At 61.9% G+C, this 18,883-nt stretch carries 15 protein-coding genes; 13 read left to right on the top strand and 2 right to left on the bottom strand.

What is annotated here, in order from left to right:
• Window positions 1-27: 27 nt before the first annotated feature.
• The 4 genes from OEG82_RS05325 (at window position 28) to OEG82_RS05340 (ending at window position 4,035) form a co-directional block, all read left to right on the top strand.
• Complete coding sequence (locus OEG82_RS05325; protein WP_267611399.1) at window positions 28-504, top strand: TRAP transporter small permease subunit; 477 nt, start codon at window positions 28-30, stop codon at window positions 502-504.
• Window positions 494-1,807 carry a TRAP transporter large permease gene (locus OEG82_RS05330; RefSeq protein WP_267611400.1) on the top strand — a complete coding sequence of 438 codons (1,314 nt, stop codon included), beginning with the start codon at window positions 494-496 and terminating at the stop codon, window positions 1,805-1,807. The genes OEG82_RS05325 and OEG82_RS05330 overlap by 11 nt, the downstream gene beginning before the upstream one ends.
• Before the next feature lie 318 nt (window positions 1,808-2,125).
• The gene (locus OEG82_RS05335) at window positions 2,126-2,851 is read left to right on the top strand and encodes a GntR family transcriptional regulator (protein WP_267611401.1); all 726 of its coding nucleotides are present in this window, start codon (window positions 2,126-2,128) and stop codon (window positions 2,849-2,851) included.
• Between the two features lie 2 nt (window positions 2,852-2,853).
• Window positions 2,854-4,035, top strand: a complete 1,182-nt coding sequence (locus OEG82_RS05340; RefSeq protein WP_267611402.1) for a mandelate racemase/muconate lactonizing enzyme family protein — start codon at window positions 2,854-2,856, stop codon at window positions 4,033-4,035.
• Window positions 4,036-4,197: 162 nt separating this feature from the next.
• On the opposite strand, the gene OEG82_RS24205 is transcribed toward OEG82_RS05340, so the two are convergent.
• Both OEG82_RS24205 and OEG82_RS05345 read right to left on the bottom strand, forming a co-directional pair.
• Window positions 4,198-4,878, bottom strand: a complete 681-nt coding sequence (locus tag OEG82_RS24205) for a molybdopterin dinucleotide binding domain-containing protein (RefSeq protein WP_324288935.1) — start codon at window positions 4,876-4,878, stop codon at window positions 4,198-4,200.
• Window positions 4,809-6,524: a molybdopterin-dependent oxidoreductase gene (locus tag OEG82_RS05345; RefSeq protein WP_324288936.1), complete on the bottom strand. Its 1,716-nt coding sequence runs from the start codon at window positions 6,522-6,524 to the stop codon at window positions 4,809-4,811. Before OEG82_RS05345 ends, OEG82_RS24205 begins: the two co-directional genes overlap by 70 nt.
• A 465-nt stretch (window positions 6,525-6,989) precedes the next feature.
• On the opposite strand from OEG82_RS05345, the gene OEG82_RS05350 reads away from it, so the two are divergent.
• From OEG82_RS05350 to OEG82_RS05390, 9 genes are all read left to right on the top strand, one after another.
• The gene (locus OEG82_RS05350) at window positions 6,990-8,042 is read left to right on the top strand and encodes a 2-hydroxyacid dehydrogenase (protein ID WP_267611403.1); all 1,053 of its coding nucleotides are present in this window, start codon (window positions 6,990-6,992) and stop codon (window positions 8,040-8,042) included.
• A 5-nt stretch (window positions 8,043-8,047) separates the two neighbouring features.
• The gene (locus tag OEG82_RS05355; RefSeq protein WP_267611404.1) at window positions 8,048-8,722 is read left to right on the top strand and encodes an L-fuculose-phosphate aldolase; all 675 of its coding nucleotides are present in this window, start codon (window positions 8,048-8,050) and stop codon (window positions 8,720-8,722) included.
• An 11-nt stretch (window positions 8,723-8,733) separates the two neighbouring features.
• On the top strand, window positions 8,734-10,245 hold the full coding sequence (locus OEG82_RS05360) for an FGGY family carbohydrate kinase (protein WP_267611405.1): 1,512 nt from the start codon (window positions 8,734-8,736) through the stop codon (window positions 10,243-10,245).
• Between the two features lie 199 nt (window positions 10,246-10,444).
• Window positions 10,445-12,829, top strand: coding sequence for a 1-deoxy-D-xylulose-5-phosphate synthase N-terminal domain-containing protein (locus tag OEG82_RS05365; RefSeq protein WP_267611406.1), 2,385 nt, complete (start codon window positions 10,445-10,447; stop codon window positions 12,827-12,829).
• A 76-nt stretch (window positions 12,830-12,905) separates the two neighbouring features.
• On the top strand, window positions 12,906-14,138 hold the full coding sequence (locus OEG82_RS05370) for a trans-sulfuration enzyme family protein (protein WP_267611407.1): 1,233 nt from the start codon (window positions 12,906-12,908) through the stop codon (window positions 14,136-14,138).
• The gene (locus OEG82_RS05375; RefSeq protein ID WP_267611408.1) at window positions 14,135-15,682 is read left to right on the top strand and encodes an FAD-binding oxidoreductase; all 1,548 of its coding nucleotides are present in this window, start codon (window positions 14,135-14,137) and stop codon (window positions 15,680-15,682) included. Before OEG82_RS05370 ends, OEG82_RS05375 begins: the two co-directional genes overlap by 4 nt.
• 221 nt (window positions 15,683-15,903) lie before the next feature.
• Window positions 15,904-16,941, top strand: a complete 1,038-nt coding sequence (locus OEG82_RS05380; protein WP_267611409.1) for a TRAP transporter substrate-binding protein — start codon at window positions 15,904-15,906, stop codon at window positions 16,939-16,941.
• Between the two features lie 72 nt (window positions 16,942-17,013).
• Window positions 17,014-17,553 (top strand): TRAP transporter small permease, encoded by a 540-nt coding sequence (locus tag OEG82_RS05385; RefSeq protein ID WP_267611410.1) that lies wholly within the window; start codon window positions 17,014-17,016, stop codon window positions 17,551-17,553.
• 18 nt (window positions 17,554-17,571) lie between these two features.
• Entirely contained in the window at window positions 17,572-18,858 is a 1,287-nt protein-coding gene (locus tag OEG82_RS05390) for a TRAP transporter large permease (protein WP_267611411.1), read from the top strand.
• The last annotated feature ends 25 nt before the right edge of the window (window positions 18,859-18,883 follow it).

An 18,883-nucleotide genomic window follows, 5' to 3' on the forward strand; every position in this document is an offset into this window, starting at 1 on the left:
TCCCCCGGCAACAGAACTGGCGCGCACATGTTTACCTTGTTCAACCAGCGGCTTGGCAATGCCGTGTCCTATGTCTACGCCGTCATCGCGGTGCTGACATTCGGCGAAGTCTGTGCGCGCTATTTCTTCAACGCGCCGACCCAATGGACCACCGAACTGGTGATCCTGCTTGCGGGCATTCACTACCTTCTCTCCGGCCCGCAAGCCTATGCCTCCAACGGCCATATCCGCATCACCGTCCTCTACGACAAGTTGCCGGCCCGTGTTCAGTATCTGCTGACACTGTTCGAGCGCGGCGTCGTTGCGGTGACCTGCTGCATGGTCGGCTATTGGGCCCTGTTTCAGGCCGAACGCGCTCTGGGCATTCCGGAGCGTACCGGCACCAACTGGAACACCACCTCTCCAACCATTCTCAAAGTCATTCTCTGTGTCAGCCTCGCCCTGTTTGCGGTTCAGGCCATTGTTCATCTTCTAAAGGATATCGGTCGTCGCAATGGGAGCTGAAAACGCCACCTACCTGGTTCTGGGGCTGCTGTTCGTCCTGATCGCACTCGGAATTCCGCTGGCGATTGCCACGCTGACAACGGCAATCGTGCTGGGCATGTCCCAGTTCGGTTTCAACAGCATTCTGTTGATCGCCAATCGGTTGTACGAGGCATCAACCAACTACATCCTGATCGCCGTTCCGCTTTTCATCCTGATGGGGATCCTGATGGAGAAGGGAGGTGTGGCCGAAAAGCTGTTCACGGTGCTTCACATCTGGTCGGCACGCCTGCCTGGCGGCATGGGTGTGGGCTGCGTCGTTGCCGGTGCGATCATGGCGGCCATGGTCGGCATCGTTGGCGCCGAGATCATCACGTTGGGGCTGGTAGCCTTGCCGGCCATGTTGGCCAGGGGATATGACAAGCGGCTGACACTGGGCGTGATCTGCGCCAGCGGGTCACTGGGCGCCATGATACCTCCCAGTCTGGTGCTCGTGTTTTACGGACTTATCGCCGGCGAATCCATTGCCCAGCTCTTTGCCGCCGCGCTCGTGCCGGGAATGCTGCTGGCGTTGAGTTATGCCGCCTATATCGTCGCCCGGGCAAAGCTTCAGCCGGAACTGGCGCCACCGCCAAGCCGCGCCGAACTGGATATGCCGATGCGGGAGAAGCTGCTGCTGGGCACCGGGCTCATTCTGCCGGCCCTGATCATTTGCGGTGTGCTGGGATCCATCTATTTCGGCATAGCAGCACCGACGGAAGCCGCAGCCATCGGCGTTGCCGGAGCATTGCTGGCGGTGATCGTCAACGGACGGTTCAAACTTCGCGATGTGCATGACACCGTGTTGCAGACCGGGCGTGCCATCGGGCCGGTCCTATGGGTATTCCTGGGTGCGAATTCGCTGATCAGCATCTATTCCCTGTCCGGCGGTGTCGGCTATCTGGCGGGGCTGATCGGTTCGGTCGACCTGCCGCCGCTGGGCATCCTGCTGGTGATCGTCTTCATGCTGTTTCTGCTCGGCATGGTGATGGACTGGATCGGCATCGCCATCCTGACCATGCCGGTGTTTCTTCCCGTCGTGCAAACGCTTGGCTACGATCCGATCTGGTTCGGCGTTGTTTTCTGCATCAGCATGCAGATCGCCTATCTGACGCCCCCGATCGGTGCGTCGGCCTTCTATCTCAAGAGCGTGGCTCCGCCTGATGTGACCTTGTCGGAAATCTTCGCCTCGATCTGGCCTTTCGTCGGCCTGCAGGTGCTGATCCTGGCTGTCGTGATTGCCTTTCCGGACCTGGCGCTGTGGTTGCCTGCGCAGATGCGATGACGGGCATGCGCACCGCCTCGCAGCCCCCACATTCAGCGGGGCGTTCGCACGGCTATTGGCAAAAGGATTTCCTGCGCCCTGTGGCGCCGGGTGATTCTTGACGGTTTACTGCCCAATCCTGTCGTCCCTCAATGCAGATCGTTCGCCGCTGGTTCAATGATGGACCGGTGGCTGCGGCATGGCTGTGCCCGGTCAAGGGCCGGCCCGGCCGCGGCGCGATGCCGTTCACCCGCGCCATGGCTGGCCAGAACTATAATTTTTCTTTTCGTATATGAAAAAGACAATTTTCGTATATGAATGGGTGAAGAGGAGTTTTGCATGGCTGCGCGTCAACCGCTTTCCGGAATGGTCGCCGATCAGATCCGCGACCAGATTTCCAATGGTCAGCTTCTGCCCGGGCAGAAGCTGAACGAACGCGAGATCATGGACCGGCTGGGAATCACCCGCACGCCCTTGCGCGAGGCAATGTCGATCCTTTTAGGCGAGAAGCTGATCGAGACGTCGCCCAGTCGCGGCGCTATCGTCACCGTGCTCAGCGACGCCGACATCAGGGCGATGCTGGAGGTGCGCGGAATTTTCGAGCGGCGCGCCGGCGAACTGGCCGCCGCGCGCGCCAGCGATGACGAGATAGCCGCGCTTGCTGCGACCTGCGCGCGGATGGAGGAGCTGCGGCGCCAGGGCGATGCCACCGGCTGGTGGGAGATGAACCGCCTGTTTCACAGCGACATCGTGGCGCTCAGCGGCAATCCGGTGCTGGTCGATTACTACGCCAACACCTCGTTGCGCATGACAGTCTACAACTATTTCAACCGGCTTGGCGTGACCAGCAGCGAGCGCTGGGCCGCCTCGGCCGCCGAGCATGAGCAGATCCTTGACCGGCTCGGCCGGCGCGACGGGCCGGGGCTGGGGGCCCTGCTCGAGGAGCATTTGATGAGCTCCTGGCTGGTCGCCCGCCAGATCGTGCAGACACATGGGAGGGAGGCCGAGCTTTTCTCCTCCCGCTTCCGGGAACTTAAAACGGCGCAAGGCGCAGGAGAAAGCTGAGAATGAAAATTGTAAAGGCCGAAATCTTTGACATCGACTGCCCCAGGCGCAAGTCGTGGCATCCGGTTCTGCTGCGGCTGACCACGGATGAGGGGCTGACCGGTGTCGGCGAAGCGGCCATGGCCTATGGGGTGGGGCGCAGCGGCGCTGCTCATCTGACGAAAAACCTGGTGGAATCCTTTGCCCTGGGCGCGGACCCGACGGACACCGAGCTGCTGTGGGAGCGGATGTACCGCGAATCCTTCTGGGGCCTGGGCGGCGGTGCGGTGGTGTTCGCTGCCATGAGCGCCATCGACATGGCTTGCTGGGACATCAGGGGCAAGGCTGCCGGCCTTCCCGTTTACAAGCTTCTGGGCGGCAAGACCAATCCGTCGCTGCGGTCCTATGCCAGCCAGTTGCAATTCGGCTGGGGCCAGGAGCAGGTCGAGAGCCTGACCGATCCGAAGGACTATGCAGAGGCCGCGCTGCGCGCAGTCGCCGAAGGCTATAGCTGCGTCAAGGTCGACCCGCTGATGTTCGATGCCGAAGGCAAGCGCCATTACGATCTCACGCGGATGTTCCAGCCCGCCCAGATCCGCATGTATGTCGACCGTATCGAGGCCATTCGTGATGCGATCGGCAGCGATGTCGACATCATTCTCGAAGTGCACGGGGCGACCAGCGTCACCTCGGCGCTTCAGATTGCACGTGCCTGCGAGCATCTCGACATCTTCTATTATGAGGAGCCGGTGAATTACCAGAACCCCAAGCTGCACGAAAAATTCGCCCAGGGCACCCGCATCCCGGTCGCCGGCGGCGAGCGCATTTACACCCGCTCCGGCCTGCGCCCCTATCTGGAAAGCCAGAGCCTTGATGTCCTGCAGCCCGATATCGGACTGACGGGCGGGCTGACCGAGGCGAAAAAGGTCTGCGATTATGCTCACATGTATGATGTCGGCATTCAGGCCCATGTCTGCGGCAGCCCGATTTCAACCGCGGCCGCCCTCCATCTCGAAACCGTCATCCCCAATTTCACCATCCACGAACATCACACCTATGCGATGAAGTCCTGGAACATCGAACTGTGCGATGTCGACCTGCAGCCGGTGCAAGGAACATTCACCGTTCCCGAAACGCCGGGACTTGGCATCGGCCTCAACGACGCCGTCGTCTGCAGGTCGCCGAACATGGTGATCACCGCCTGAGGCAACGGGACCACACCGGCTCATCCGGACCGGATCCCGTGGGCATCCTCTGTAACTGCGACAGCGCCGCCGGTTTGGTCGGATCCGGCGACGCTGTCGATCTTACTTTGCGAAAAGAGGCGGCTCTGCGAAGCGCATCGGCCGCTGACACGGCGCGCGGCGCTAGGTCCGCGCCGGGCGTCCGGGCAGCAGATCCTCGTGCCGGATGGCGGCCGGTGCCTGGCCCTGGTATTTTCCGACGGAAACAAGCGAGAGCTGTCCCGAGCAGCCCTGGCTGAAGCGCGAGGTCGGGCGGTCCGCCGTCACCGCATTGGGGTTGCCGTTGACACAGGCAATGCCCACGCCTTCGATCCGGCGCGGTGCATACCACGCGCCTGTCGACAGCTGGATCACCCGCGGCATCACGTCCGGGCTGGGCTCGGCGGCGGCCAGTGTCGCGCCGCGCGCGTTCGAAATGGTGATGATGTCACCTTTGCAAATGCCGAGCGCGCGGGCGTCCTCCTCGTTCATCCGGGCCACTTCGCGACCGGCAATCTTGCCCGCCATGCTGGTTGCGCCGAAATCAAGCTGGCTGTGCAGCTTGCCCCTTGGCTGGTTTGCGACCAGCTGAAAGCCGTGCGTGTCTGAAAGCGAGGCGCCGAGCCATTCAGCGGGCGCGAGCCAGGCCGGATGGCCTGGCAGGCCGGTTGAGGCGACGAGCTCGGAGAAGATCTCGATGCGTCCGCTCTGCGTCATGAGCGGCGCGGCGTCGGGGTCGGCATGAAAGGCTTCCATCATGCTGGGCTCATCCGACAACGGCAGCGCCAGCGGTGCGCCGGCCATGAAGCTGTCGAAATCCGGCACCGGGTCCCCCCGCGCTGTCTCATCGCGGTTTCGGTTCGTCCATAGAGATGTTTGAGCCAGTCACGCGCGCTGCGACCTTCCGAATAGGAGTCGGCGCAGCCCAGCCGTTCCGCCAGATCGCAGAAGATGGCGTAGTCATCCCGTGCCTCGCCATAAGGCTCGGTCAGTTTCTGCATCGGCATGAGGAAGGGGTCGCCGGCGCTTGCGCCAATGTCTTCGCGCTCGACGGTCATTGTCGCCGGGAAGATGATGTCGGCATGGCAGGCCGTGGCCGTGCACATGCTTTCATGCACGATGATCGTGTCGGGCCGCGAAAAGGCCTGTTGAAGCCGGCTGAGATCCTGATGGTGGTGGAACGGATTGCCGCCCGCCCAATAGACGAGCTTGATGTCGCCATACCGGCGGGTTGTGCCGCGATAGCTGTATTGCGCCCCCGGATTGAGCAGCAGATCGGAAATTCGCGCCACCGGGATGAAATCTCCCGAGCCGTTGCGTCCCTGGGGAAGCGTCGGCAGCGGCACGGCCAGTTGCGGCTTTCCGTGATTCCCCATCGAGCCCAATGCATAGCTGAAACCCGCGCCGGCCTGGGTGCCGCCAAGCATGGCCGACAACACCAGCGCCATCCATACCGGCTGCTCGCCGTTTTCGGCCCGCTGCAGGCTGTAGCTGACCGTCACCAGCGTCCGCTTGTGCGCCGCCTCTTCGGCCAGCGCTCGGATCTGTGCCGCCGGGACGCCGCAGATCGTCTCGGCCCATTCGGCCGTCTTGGGCTGCCGGTCGGTGTGGCCCTGAAGATAGGCGTTGAGCGCCTCCCATCCGCGTGTGTATTTCGAAATGTAATCGTGATCGACAAGGCCCATGGCCTCGAGGTGATGGGCCATGCCCAGCATCATCGCGACATCGGTTCCCGGGCGTGGCGCGTAGCGCGTGACATTCGCGTCGGTGTTGAAATCATCCCGCAGCGGACTGACGGACGCGAAATGGCATCCGCGCGCAGCCGCCATCCGGATCGTGTCCCGGGCAATATGTTGTGAGGACCCGCCGGGGCTGACTGACAGGTTGCGCACCGGCATCCCGCCAAAGGCAATCACCAGCTCGGTGGTGTCGCGGATATGTTGCCACCAATTGCCCTCCCGCGAAATCCGGGTGGAATTGCCTGCCACCGTGTCGAGGATCACCGAGCCGGCTGCGCTGGAATAGGTATCGACGGCGGCGACATAGCCGCCAAAGGCCATGTTGAGAAAGCGGTGAACCTGGCTCTGCGCATGGTGGAATCGCCCGGCCGAAGACCAGCCATAGGAGCCTCCGAAGACGTGGCGTCCCAGGGTGGCGCCATCGTCGGGAATTCCGCCGCCCAGCCGCTTGAGTTCGGCCGCGGCGATGTCGAGCGCCTTGTCCCAATCCATCTCGATATAGTCGTCGCTGCCGCGCCGGCCATCCGGGCCGGGACCGTCGGTGAGCCAGCCGCGGCGAACCAGCGGCCGCGACAGCCGCGCCGGATGGTTCAGGGCCGAGATCATGTTTTGCAGGATCGGCGAGGGATCGGGATCCTTGTCAAAGGGCTGGATGACGAGTTGGCCGTCCTCGCGGGTCGCGGAAAAAGCGCCCCAATGGCTGCTGTGATAGCGCGGAGAGTTTTCTGTCACAGGGAGGGTCCTTCAGCAGTGTGTGGTGGCGGAACCGCTTTTGTGTCGCGGGCGCATGGTTTCATCGCAAGTTGTAAGGCGGAGCCAGCCATCTGATGCGCGTGGGCGGAAGTGCATTGACGGACACACACAATATTTTCCGCCCCGGCACGACGCCCTGATGCATCACTTGAAAGCCAGGTTTTCTGGCCGTTTGCTGCCATGTCCGGTCCCTCCGCTCTGGCTCCCTCGGTGTCGCTCATCCTGTTCCGGCCTGAAAAAACAGATTGACAGACGGAAGTCAATATTTATACAAGTTGGTAGGCAATAGTTGTAAATATTGGCAATTTATTTTACGCCGGACACATGATGGAGGCATGCTGACCGCGACCTTTCCCGGACCAATCTCCTAACAGGCAGGCCGGTCACATCCTCTGTGCGCGCACAGTGTGTGACTGCTCCAGGCAGACATAAGGCATGAACAGCATGGCGTATAACGCTCCCTTGAAAGTAGGCATCATCGGTGACGGGTTCATGAATCCGGGCTTCTTTCGCAAGGCCTTTGCGGAAAAGCTCGCGCATGGGGATGTCAGCTACAAGGAGCTCGAGCTGGGATGGCCGCTCACGGTCAAATCGACGAAAAAGGATCCAGTCCTCCCGATTGGCGAGTTTGTCGGCCGTCCCGAGGACTATTTCGAGTTTCTCTCCGATATCGATGTGCTGGTGACCCATCTCGCGCCGATCACGGCCGAGAGCCTTGAGCATGCTCCTGGCCTCAAGATCATTGCGGTTTCGCGGGGCGGTCCGATCAATATCGATCGCGCAGCGGCAGCCGAACGCGGGGTTGCGGTGGTCAACACGCCAGGCCGCAATGCTTCCGCGGTCGCCGAGTTCACCATCGCCTCGCTGCTTGCCGAAACCCGCAATATCGTGCGTGGCCACCTCAATGTGATGCAGGGCGAATTCAAGCGCGATTTCTACCATATCGACCATGTCGGGCCTGAACTGTGCGAATTGACCGTCGGCATTGTCGGCTACGGCGACATCGGAATGCGCGTCGCCCGGCTGGCGGCTGCGTTTGGCTCGAAGGTCATCATTTCCGATCCGTTCAAGCAGCTTACCGATGCGGACCATGCGCTCGGCATCACCAAGGTGGAGCTCGGTGAGCTGATTTCCACCGCAGATGTTGTCACGCTTCATCCGCGTGTCACGCCCGAAACTCGCGGCATGATTGGCCGTGCGCAGATCGAACGCATGAAGAAGGGCGCCTATATCGTCAACACCACCCGCGGCGAAGTGCTCGATTATGACGCCTTGTATGATGCGCTCAAAAGCGGACATCTCTCCGGTGCCGCGCTCGACACATTCGATCCAGAGCCGCCGCCCGCCGACTGGCCTCTACTGAGATTGCCGAATGTCACGCTTTCCCCTCACATCGCCGGAGCCTCGCGCTACAGCGTTACCAAAGCAGCCGTCATGATTGCCGAGGATGTGTCGCGCATTCTCGACGGTCAACCTCCACTTCATCCTGCGAGATAATATCCATGGACACTCAAGAGCTAGCCCTGCGCACTGAATTGATCGAAGCCTGCCGGGCCATGAACGGGCTTGGTATCAACAAGGGGACTGCCGGCAATATTTCCGTGCGCTTCCGCGACGGTTTCCTGATTTCACCGACCGGCATTGCCTATGACAAGCTCAAGCCCGAACACGTGGTCTACATGACCTGGGAAGCTGAATTCGAAGGTGACGTGCGTCCGTCAAGCGAATGGCGCTTTCACCGCGACATCCTGCGCTCGCGCGATGATCTCAATGCCGTGGTGCACACCCATTCGACAAATGCCACATCGGTGGCGATCCTCAACAAGGACATCCCGGCCGTGCATTACGCAATCGCCGCCGCGGGCGGTCCGACGATCCGCTGTGCGCCCTATGAAACCTTCGGCTCGCAGGAACTCGCCGATCGCATTCTGGTGGCGCTGGAAGACCGTCGTGCCTGCCTGCTGGCGCATCACGGCGTCATCGCCGCTCATGTCTCGATCGGCCGGGCGCTGTCGCTGGCCGTCACCGTCGAAGAACTGGCGATCCACTATCTCAACTGCCTGCCCATGGGCGAGCCGCCGGTCCTGTCTGACGAGGAGATCGCCCGGGTCGTCGAGAAGTTCAAGACCTATGGCCAGCAATCCGCAGCGACCCAGAAGTCGCTGCAGGCATCGTGAAGACCTAGGCGATGGCGTCAGATCTTGTCCTCTGCCTCGATTCCGGCACCACCAGCGTAAAGGCCGCGGTCTATGACCGGAACGGCCATGCGGTGGCGCGCGCCGAAACTCCGAACGCGGCGCTGTTGCGCTCGGGAAACCGGGTCGAACAGGACATGGATCGCACACTTGCCGATGCGCGGCAGGTGATCGCGGCGTGCCTTGATCAGGTCGAAGGCACGGTTTCCGCGCTGGCGCTGACCGCGCAGGGCGACGGGCTGTGGCCGCTTTCGGGCGATCTTGCCCCGGCGGGCAAGGCGATAACCTGGCTCGACGGGCGCGCTGCGGAACTGGTAGCCGGCATGGCTGACGCTCTGGATGTGGTCGAGACCATCACCTCCGCACGCCCGACCTCGGCATCGCAAACGCTCCAGCTTCTCTGGCTGCAGCACAATGAACCCGAGAGATTTGCGGCGATTCGCTATGCGCTGCGGTTGAAGGAATGGCTGTTCTTCAGCTTTACCGGGGAGCTGCGCGCCGAATATGGCAGCCTGCTGCCGGCCTGGGGCGACTGGCGTACCGGCAAGCCGATCGGTGAAGTGTCAAAAGCGCTGGGGCTGGAAAAGGGAACAGAGTTGTTGCCCGAACCGGGCACGGTCACATCCGCTGGCCTTTCCAGCCAGGCAGCAAGGCAGTTGCGGCTGCCGGAAGGTCTGCCCGTGGTTCTTGGCCCCGGCGATGTGCAGTCGAGCTTCGTCGGCCTCGGTGTCGGCCCCGGCCTTGCGCTGACCCGCGGCTCGGTGTTCGGCACCAGCGCAGTCCATGGCGGCTACTATGCCGGCATCGGCGACATCCCGGACAAGCCGTCAGGCGCGATGATCCAGCGGTTCGCCACGGGGCAGGGCTTTATCTGTTTCCATCCCTGTTTCAACGGCGGCAATCTGATGCGCCATGTCGCAGACCTCGTGGGTGGCGACTTGCCGCGCAATGACCGCCCGGCCTATTCCGGCGTGGTGTTGCATCCCTTCTTCGAGCCGGGTGGCGAGCGCGCGCCTGTGACCAACCCGCTGGCCTCGGCCGCCGCATTCGGGCTTGGCGCCGACACAACGGCTGAGCAGCTTGGATGGGCGGCGCGTGAATCCCTCGCTTTCCTGGCCCGGATGAGCCACGCGGAACTCGGTGACGACGGCAAGAACCGGATCGTGGTGGGCGGCGGCGTGGCCCGGGATCCGGTCCTGATGCAACTGCTTGCGACGGTGCTGGGCCGCAGCGTGCTGCCGCATTCGGGTGGCGACACCGCCCTTCGCGGTCTCGCCGCCATTGCCATGGGCGCGCTTGATGCCGGGCCTGACCGCGGCAAGCCCGATGAGACCTATCTCTCGCCATCGGGCACTGAAATCCAGCCGGAAACCGGCGCCGTGCCTGCTTTCCTGAGCCGCAAGATGGAGCTCTTCGAACAGCTTCTCGCCGATGTGTCCCGGCATTGGGAGGAACTGGCGAAGGTCAGGGAGGACGCGGCCGCACTGACCGGCGGGCAGATCTAAGCAGGGTATCAACAAGCATTGTCCAGGGAGGAAGAGTTGAAATGATCAGGGCCAGACCAGCCGGCGCCGCCGCAGATCTTTGCGAAGATCAGCCATGCCTGTCCTTCCGGATCGGCGGGTTGCGGTTCGCCGTTGCCCGGATGTCCTTGCATCAGGTTGACCGCGCTGCGCCGACCGGTTTCATCTCGGGAGCCCTGGCATGAGCGACACGACAGCACGGCAGCTCAAGATCGTTGAGCAGCGCATTCACTGGTTGTCGCACTGGATGATTCACAATGCCAACCATCTGCGAGACAATCCCGAGGGGATCAAGGTCGGCGGTCATCAGGCCTCGTCGGCGTCGATGGTGTCGATCTTCACCGCGCTCTATTTCTCCGCCCTGCGTCCGCAGGACCGGGTCGCGGTCAAGCCGCATGCGTCGCCGCTGTTTCATGCGATGCATTACCTCATGGGCAATCTCGAGCGCGATGCCATGGAGCGATTCCGCGGCTATGGAGGCGTGCAGTCCTATCCCAGCCGGACCAAGGACAAGGATGACGTGGATTTCTCCACCGGCTCGGTCGGCTTCGGCGCCGCCATCACTGCCTTCAGCTCCATCATCCAGGATTTCATAGCGGCAAAACCCTGGGGCAAGGATCTCACCGAAGGGCGGATGATCTCGCTTATCGGTGATGCCGAGCTTGACGAAGGCAATGTTTATGAAGCGCTTCAGGAAGGCTGGAAGCACGGGCTTCGCAATTGCTGGTGGATCATCGACTACAACAGGCAGTCACTCGACGGCATCGTCCATGAGGGCCTCTGGGAGCGGATCGCGAAGGTCTTCGAGGCCTTTGGCTGGCGCGTCATCAATATCAAATATGGCGTGCTGCAACGCGCCGCCTTTGATGAGCCGGGCGGTTCGCAACTGCGCGACTGGATCGACACCTGCCCGAACCAGGACTATTCGGCCCTGACCTATATGGGGGGCGCGACCTGGCGCAAGCGGCTGATGAACGATCTGGGCGACCAGGGCGACGTGACGCGCCTGATCGAAAGCCGCTCCGACGAGGAACTGGCGGCCCTGATGGAAGGGCTTGGCGGCAACTGCGTTCAGACCATGGCCGAAACCTTCGCGTCGATCGACGACGACCGGCCAACCTGCTTTCTCGCCTATACCGTCAAGGGCTGGGGCACGCCGATCGCGGGTCACAAGGACAACCATGGCGGCCTGATGACCAAGGCCCAGATGGAGATCTGGCAGCAGAATATGTGCGTTCCCGCGGGCAGGGAATGGGACCGTTTTGCCGGAGTCGAGGATGAAGCCGGTTTGCGCGCCTTTCTTGACACCGTGCCGTTCTTCGCGGCCGGCAACCGCCGCCTTGATGATGCCGGGATCGATGTGCCCGCCGTCACCGCGCCCGCTGACAAGGTGATTGCCAGCCAGCTTGCATTCGGCAAGATCATGGACGGTCTGGCGCGCAGCGACACGACGCTGGCCGACCGCATCATGACCGTCTCCCCGGATGTGACCGGGACCACCAGTCTCGGGCCCTGGGTGAACCGCCGCAAGCTGTTTGCCCGCAAGGGCAAGGCCGACCTGTTCCGGTCAGAACGCATTCCCTCGACGGCGAAATGGGATTTCGTGCCCGAAGGCCAGCATCTCGAGCTCGGCATTGCCGAGAACAATCTTTTCACGGCCCTTGCGGCTGCCGGACTGGGGCATTCGCTGTTCGGCAAGCGCCTGTTCCCGATCGGCACGCTCTACGATCCATTTGTCTGCCGCGGGCTCGATGCGCTGATCTATGCCTGCTACCAGGATGCGCGCTTCATGGTGGTCGGCACCCCGTCCGGTGTGACGCTGGCGCCGGAGGGCGGCGCGCACCAGTCCATCGGCACGCCGCTGATCGGCATGAGCCAGGACGGGCTTGCAGCCTTTGAACCGGCCTTCGCCGATGAGCTTGCCGTCATCATGGAATGGGCCTTCGACTATCTGCAGCGACAGGGCAAGGGAGATCTCGACGAGAGAACCTGGCTGCGCGATGAAACCGGCGGCTCGGTCTATTTGCGGCTTTCCACCGCTCCCGTCGAACAGCCTGTGCGCGCCGTTGATGAAAGCTTCCGCCAGGGCGTGATCGATGGCGCCTACTGGTTGCGGGAGCCGGGCCCCAATTGCGAAGTCATCATTGCCTATCAGGGTGTTGTTGCACCCGAGGCGATCCGGGCCGCAGGCACGCTGGGTGAACTGCGCCGTGACGTGGGTGTTCTGGCGGTGACTTCGGCCGACCGCCTCAATGCCGGCTGGAGTGCCGCCCAGAGAAACCGCTCAAAGGGCGTGGAAGCGGCGCAGAGCCATATTGAACGGCTGCTGCAGGACGTTCCGTCCCACTGCCGGATTGTCACGGTGATTGATGGCCATCCGGCCACGTTAGCCTGGATCGGCGCCGTGCACGGACACCGGACAATTCCGCTCGGTGTCGAGCATTTCGGCCAGACAGGCACGATTGCGGATCTTCGCCGCCATTTTGAAATCGATGCCAAGGCCATCATCGACCGGGTCACCGGTCTGACCGCCGGCCGGCGCCGTTTTGAACAGTCGGCACCATGATGGCGGATGACGGCGCCATGCCGACCCGGATCACTGCCGCGACACCGGACGCAGACAGGAAAAAGGACACGACCAGATGACCAAAGACAATTTGCTTGGCGGAACAGGGCCTGCGACGCGCGCCATCCATCTGGGCTATGATCCGGCCACGGAGAACGGCGCGCTGACGCCGCCGATCTATCTCACCTCCACCTATGCATTCGAAACGGCAGAGGATGGTGTGGCCACATTTGCCGGCGAGCGCACCGGCTATGTCTATGGCCGGGCCAAGAACCCGACACAGGCCCTGCTTGAAGCCCGCGTCGCCGATCTCGAGTCGGGCGAGGCCGGGCTGGCGCTCGCATCGGGGATCGCGGCGATCACGGCGACGGTGCTGACCCTTGTGAAGGCCGGCGACCGGGTGCTGGTCGATCAGGTCATCTACGGCTGCTCCTATTCCTTCTTCGCCAACCAGATCACCCGCTTCGGTGTCGAGGTGATCTTTGCCGATTTCACCGATCTCGACAGTCTCGAAGCCGAATTTGCCAAGAACCCGGCACTGGTGTTCTTCGAAACGCCATCCAACCCGAATGTGCGCATCATCGACATCGTCAAGGTTTCCGCCATGTCGAAGGCCGCCGGTGCGGTCTGCGTTGTCGACAACACCTTCTCCTCGCCGATCATTCAGCAGCCGCTGGCTTTCGGCGCCGATATCGTGGTCCACTCCGCCACCAAGTTCCTCGGCGGGCATGGCGACCTGCTGGGCGGAATCGTGGTCGGCACGGCCGACATGATTTTCCGGATCCGCAATGCCGGGCTTCGCATGATCACCGGCGCCACCCTGTCGGCCTTCAACGCTTTTCTGATCCTCAGGGGGCTCAAGACACTGAGCCTGCGCATGAAGGCCCATTGTTCGTCGGCCCTGGCCATTGCCGAACACATGTCGGCCCATCCGATGGTGGCGAAGGTGCTGTATCCGATGCTGCCCGGGTTCGAGCAGCGGGAACTGGCGCAAAGCCAGATGTCCGGCGGCGGCGCCATCGTCTCGTTCCAGCTGGTTGGCGGCCGCGACATGGGGATGCGTTTCATCAATGCGCTCGAGCTGATCAAATGCGCAGTCAGCCTCGGCGATGCCGAGACCCTCGTGCAGCTTCCCGCAGGCATGACCCATGCGACCTATACGCCGGAAGAACGGCTCCGCTTCGGCATTCCTGAAGATCTGGTGCGGCTTTCGGTCGGGCTCGAGGATCTCGATGATCTGATCCTCGACATCAACCGGGCTTTCGAAACGATCGCCAGCCAGCCGGCCAGGGACGGTCAGGGCAAATGATCCATCAGACCGGTCCACTTGACGGGCAGCCTGCAGGCAAAGCCGGGCAGGGCGAGTTTCTCGCCCGGCTGGCGGAGATTTGCGGGCCCGGCAATGTGCTGACCGGCGAGGATGCAACGGGCTACGGGCGCGACTGGCGCGGGCAGTATCCGTCGCAGCCGCTGGCGGTGGTTCGCCCCGCCAGCACGGATCAGGTGTCGGCTGTTCTGCAACTGGCCTCGGCCTCGAACATTCCGGTCATCCCGCAAGGCGGCAACACCGGCCTGGTCGGGGGCACGCAGGCGGAAGGCGGTCTTGTCGTCTCGCTGGCGCGAATGAACCGCATCCGGTCGGTCGACGCCAAGGGCCGCAGCGCTGCCGTGGATGCCGGGGTGATCGTCGAGAACCTGAATACGGCGCTGGCCGAGTATGAGCTGCGCTTCCCGCTGATGTTCGGGGCCCAGGCATCGGCCATGATCGGCGGCGCGCTGTCGACCAATGCCGGCGGCGCCAATGTTCTGGCGCACGGGATGAGCCGCGCGCTGTGCCTGGGGCTGGAAGTAGTCTTGCCCGACGGGCAGGTGCTCGACGACATGGTCGATCTGCGAAAGAACAACACGGGCTTTGATCTCAAACAGCTCTTTATCGGAGCCGAGGGAACCCTCGGCATCATCACCGGTGCGGTTCTCGCGCTGACCGAGCTTCCGGCGGCCCATGCGGTTGCATTGATCGCCACCGAGAACTTTGACGCCGGGCTGGTGGTCCTCAATCGCCTGCGGCGCGATTTCGGCAACCTGGTTGAAGCTTTCGAAGTGATGCCGCGCAGCTATTTCGACCAGATGCGCCGCTGCGATGGCCCGCATGCATCGCCGCTGTCGGGCGATCCGGAAGTGACCATCCTTGTCGAGCTTGCATCGTCCTCTCCGGCCAATTGCAGCCTGTCTGCCGATGGATCGGTGCCTCTGGTCGAGCGGCTGACTTACACACTGGGTGCATGCATCGAGGATGGTCTGATGTCCGATGCTGTCATCGCCCAGACCGATCAGCAGCGCAAGGACATGTGGCGTTTGCGGGAACTGGCACCCGAGCTGTCGCTTGACGTCAGGCCGGTTGTTGCCGCTGATGTCTCGGTCCCGCTCAACGCGATCGGCGCTTTTGTCTCGTCCCCGGAAACCATTCTGGCCGCGTTCGATCCGGACGCGCTGATCTGGATGGTCGGTCATCTGGGGGACGGCAACCTGCATGTCGTTGTCAGCCCGTCGCTCAAGACCGCGGAAAACATGGCGCATATCCGCGCATTGATCGATGCCGAAACGGTTCGCTGCAACGGCTCGTTCTCGGCCGAACACGGAATAGGCGTGCAGAAACTCGCGACGATGGCGGCGCACAGGAATCCGCTGGCGCTGGATCTGATGCGCCGGATCAAACAGGCTTTCGACCCGCTCGGGATCATGAATCCGGGAAAGGTCCTTCCAGCTTTGCAGGCGGACGGCAATCACGCCGTCCCCCGGCAAGACAAACCAACAGACATGACATCCAGCAAAGGAGACAAGCCGAAACCATGACGCCGTCCGGCAAAGACCGAGCACATCGCGCCGGCTGACCCGGACACGGCGGCATGAAAGACCACATCGGGCTGGCGGCAGCTGAAGCGGGGACCGATCCCCGAGCCAGGCCGCTGGGAGGAGAACTCAGCTTCTGCAGTCCTGCGCCGCGACAACAACGTCCGGGTCAGCACCTGCAGAAACAGCCCAGGACGATTTTGAAACGTGAGAGGAGAAGCACTGTGAAGTACCAAAACATCAAAGCACTCAAGGGAATTGCCATCGGCACGATCGCCCTTCTGGCCGCATCGACCGCCTTTGCCGCCGACTACACCATGAAATTCTCGATCAGCGACACCGAGATCATGGAAGAGCATTTCACCCACACGCCTCTGCGGGCCTTCAAGAAGGAAATCGAAGAGAAGAGCGACGGGCGCATTGCGGTCGACATCTTTTGGTCCGGACAGCTGGGCAAGACCGACAGTGTCGTCAACATGGTCGCCACCGGCCTGGTCGAAGCCATCATGGGCGCTGACGGTTTCGCGTCGCCTTATGACCAGAACGTCCAGGTCCTGGGGATCCCCTACCTGTTTGACAACCGGGCCGCAGCCTACGAGGTGCTCGATGGACCCTGCGGTCAGATGCTGTCTGACGGCCTGGTCGAGAAAAGCAACATGCGGGCGATGGTCTGGCATGAAAACGGCGGCTACCGCAATTATTCGGCCAACAAGCCGCTGACGTCGGTCGAAGACATCCAGGGCCTGAAGATCCGGACGATGAACAATCCCGTGCACATGGAAATCGTCAAGTCGCTCGGTGCTTCGCCGACCCCGATCCCGTGGCAGGATCTCTACACGGCGCTGCAGACCGGCGTGGTTGACGGGCAGGAGAACTCGCTCGCCATCTTCCGGATTCCGAAGCTGGAAGAGGTTCAGAAGAACATCATCATGGATGGCCACGTCTATTCGCCGGGATCGCTCTATTTCAGCCAGAAATGGCTGGACACATTGCCTGAGGACCTGCTGGCAATCGTCAAGACCGCTTCGGAGAACTTCCGGGATCTCAATCGCGAGATTTCCACCAAGGCCGAGGTGGAGGACCGGGCATATCTCGAGAGCAAGGGTGTTTCGATCTACGACCCGACTCCCGAGCAGAAGCAGCAGTTTCGCGATCTGACCCAGGGCCCCGCGCTCGAGTACATCAAGGACAATGTCGATCCGGAGGTGCTGTCGTGCTTCCTGACCGCTGCCAAGGAAGCCAATGCAAAGCATGGTGGATAAGGCTTAGGCCACAAACATGTAGGCCGCTGCCAGCCGGCGGCCTACCCATCCGGACGAGCGGGGAGAGGCTCAATGCAGAAGATGTTGCTTGCGATATGTCGCATGATCTCGTGGGTGCAGCTTGTGCTGTTGCTGACGATGCTTGGCGTCATGGCCAGCCTGGTTTTGACGCGCTATGTGTTTTCCTATTCGCCTCCCTGGTCAGAGGAACTCACCCGCTTTGCGATGATCTGGCTGGTGATGCTCGGCGGCGCCGTGCTGTCGCTGTTTGACGACCACATCACGCTCACCGTCTTTTCGGACAATTTCAGTCCGCGTTTCAGGATACTGAGAAACTTCGCCGTGCGCATCATCATGATCGCCACCAGCGCCGTCATCGTCTTCAAGGGCATCAAATTCGCCGACGGGATGAGTGCGGTGTTCGCCTGGGGACTGCAGATCCACATGGGCATACCGGCCTATTCGGTCGTTGTCGGCTTCGGGTTGATCCTGCTGTTCAACCTGGTGCTGCTGCTCAGCGAAACCATGGCGCTGTTCGGCATCAAGACCGATTTGATACCGCGCCAGGACCAGGTCATGGACGGGTCGTTTCGAACCCAAGACGACCTCTGATTTCTAGGAATTGAAAAGATGAGTATTGCTATCGTTCTGGTCGTTCTGTTCGCGATGATCATAATCGGGGTGCCGATTTCCTTCGCCATGCTGGCGACAACCGGCCTCTATTTCTTGACCGGCCCGACCCCATTCCTGATCGAGCTTCTTCCGGCGAAGATCTTCGAAAGCCTCGACAACATCATCCTGATCGCGATCCCGTTTTTCCTGCTTGCCGGCGAGTTGATGAACCGCTCGGGCATGGCCGACAGGCTGTTGCATTTTTCCAACTTGGTTATCGGGCGGGTCCGTGGCGGCTTTGCCTATGTCAATGTCATGGCGAGCCTGCTGTTTTCAGGCCTGACCGGCGTTGCGGTCGGCGACATTGCCGCGCTTGGCAAGATCGAGGTGCTGGCCATGGAAAAGGCCGGCTATCCGCGCCACTTCGCGGCGGCCGTCACGGTCGCATCGTCGCTGGTCGGACCGATCATTCCGCCCAGCGGCATCATCATCCTGTATTGCGCAATCATGAATGTCTCCGTCGGCGGGATGTTTCTGGCAGCCCTCATCCCGGGCGTTCTCATGGCCGTGGCGGATATGCTGGTGATCCGCACCCAGGCCAAGAAACGCGACTTTCCGCTCTCCAATGTCGATCGCTCGCTTCCGGCCTTCGTTGAGGGCACCCGCGACGCGGCCCTGGCGCTGCTGATGCCGATCTTCCTGATCGGCGGCATCGTCGGTGGCGTGACCACGCCCACGGAAGCGGCGGCCGCCTCGGTTGTCTATGCCCTGGTCGTGTCGATCCTGATCTATCGCGCGTTGAGCTTCAAGCAGGTCGGCAAGATCTTCATGAACACGACATTCGAATCCGCGCGGCTTCTCTTCATGATCGCGGGCGCCCTGTCGATGACCTGGATTTTCGCGCTCGAGGATCTGGCCGGCAAGGTGGCTTTCATCTTTGATTTCGCCAAGGAATCTCCCTTTGTCCTGATCCTGATCATCAATATCCTCTTCATCATTTTGGGGATGTTCATGGATTCGGCGCTGGCTCTGATCCTGTTCGGCCCGATCGTCGCTCCCCTGGCCTACAGTGCCGGGGTCGACCCGCTGCAGCTCGGCATCATGCTGATCATCAATGTCACCGTGGGGCTTGCCACGCCGCCCATCGGCTATGTTCTGTTTGCCATGTGCAGTGTGGTCAGGCTCAATTTCAGCGAACTCGTCAAGGAACTGCTGCCGTTCCTGGCGGTCAAGGCGGTGCTGTTGATCATCATCGGCCTGGTGCCGGGGCTGACAATGTGGGTTCCACGGTATTTCGGGTTCTGACCATGACCGGACACCTCTCTTCGCG

Source organism: Hoeflea ulvae (genome assembly GCF_026619435.1).
GTDB lineage: Bacteria > Pseudomonadota > Alphaproteobacteria > Rhizobiales > Rhizobiaceae > Hoeflea > Hoeflea ulvae.

Coding starts and splice junctions, on each gene's coding strand:
- OEG82_RS05325 (WP_267611399.1), top strand. CDS start 28: ATGTTTACCTTGTTCAACCAGCGGCTTGGCAATGCCGTGTCCTATGTC.
- OEG82_RS05330 (WP_267611400.1), top strand. CDS start 494: ATGGGAGCTGAAAACGCCACCTACCTGGTTCTGGGGCTGCTGTTCGTC.
- OEG82_RS05335 (WP_267611401.1), top strand. CDS start 2,126: ATGGCTGCGCGTCAACCGCTTTCCGGAATGGTCGCCGATCAGATCCGC.
- OEG82_RS05340 (WP_267611402.1), top strand. CDS start 2,854: ATGAAAATTGTAAAGGCCGAAATCTTTGACATCGACTGCCCCAGGCGC.
- OEG82_RS05350 (WP_267611403.1), top strand. CDS start 6,990: ATGGCGTATAACGCTCCCTTGAAAGTAGGCATCATCGGTGACGGGTTC.
- OEG82_RS05355 (WP_267611404.1), top strand. CDS start 8,048: ATGGACACTCAAGAGCTAGCCCTGCGCACTGAATTGATCGAAGCCTGC.
- OEG82_RS05360 (WP_267611405.1), top strand. CDS start 8,734: ATGGCGTCAGATCTTGTCCTCTGCCTCGATTCCGGCACCACCAGCGTA.
- OEG82_RS05365 (WP_267611406.1), top strand. CDS start 10,445: ATGAGCGACACGACAGCACGGCAGCTCAAGATCGTTGAGCAGCGCATT.
- OEG82_RS05370 (WP_267611407.1), top strand. CDS start 12,906: ATGACCAAAGACAATTTGCTTGGCGGAACAGGGCCTGCGACGCGCGCC.
- OEG82_RS05375 (WP_267611408.1), top strand. CDS start 14,135: ATGATCCATCAGACCGGTCCACTTGACGGGCAGCCTGCAGGCAAAGCC.
- OEG82_RS05385 (WP_267611410.1), top strand. CDS start 17,014: ATGCAGAAGATGTTGCTTGCGATATGTCGCATGATCTCGTGGGTGCAG.
- OEG82_RS05390 (WP_267611411.1), top strand. CDS start 17,572: ATGAGTATTGCTATCGTTCTGGTCGTTCTGTTCGCGATGATCATAATC.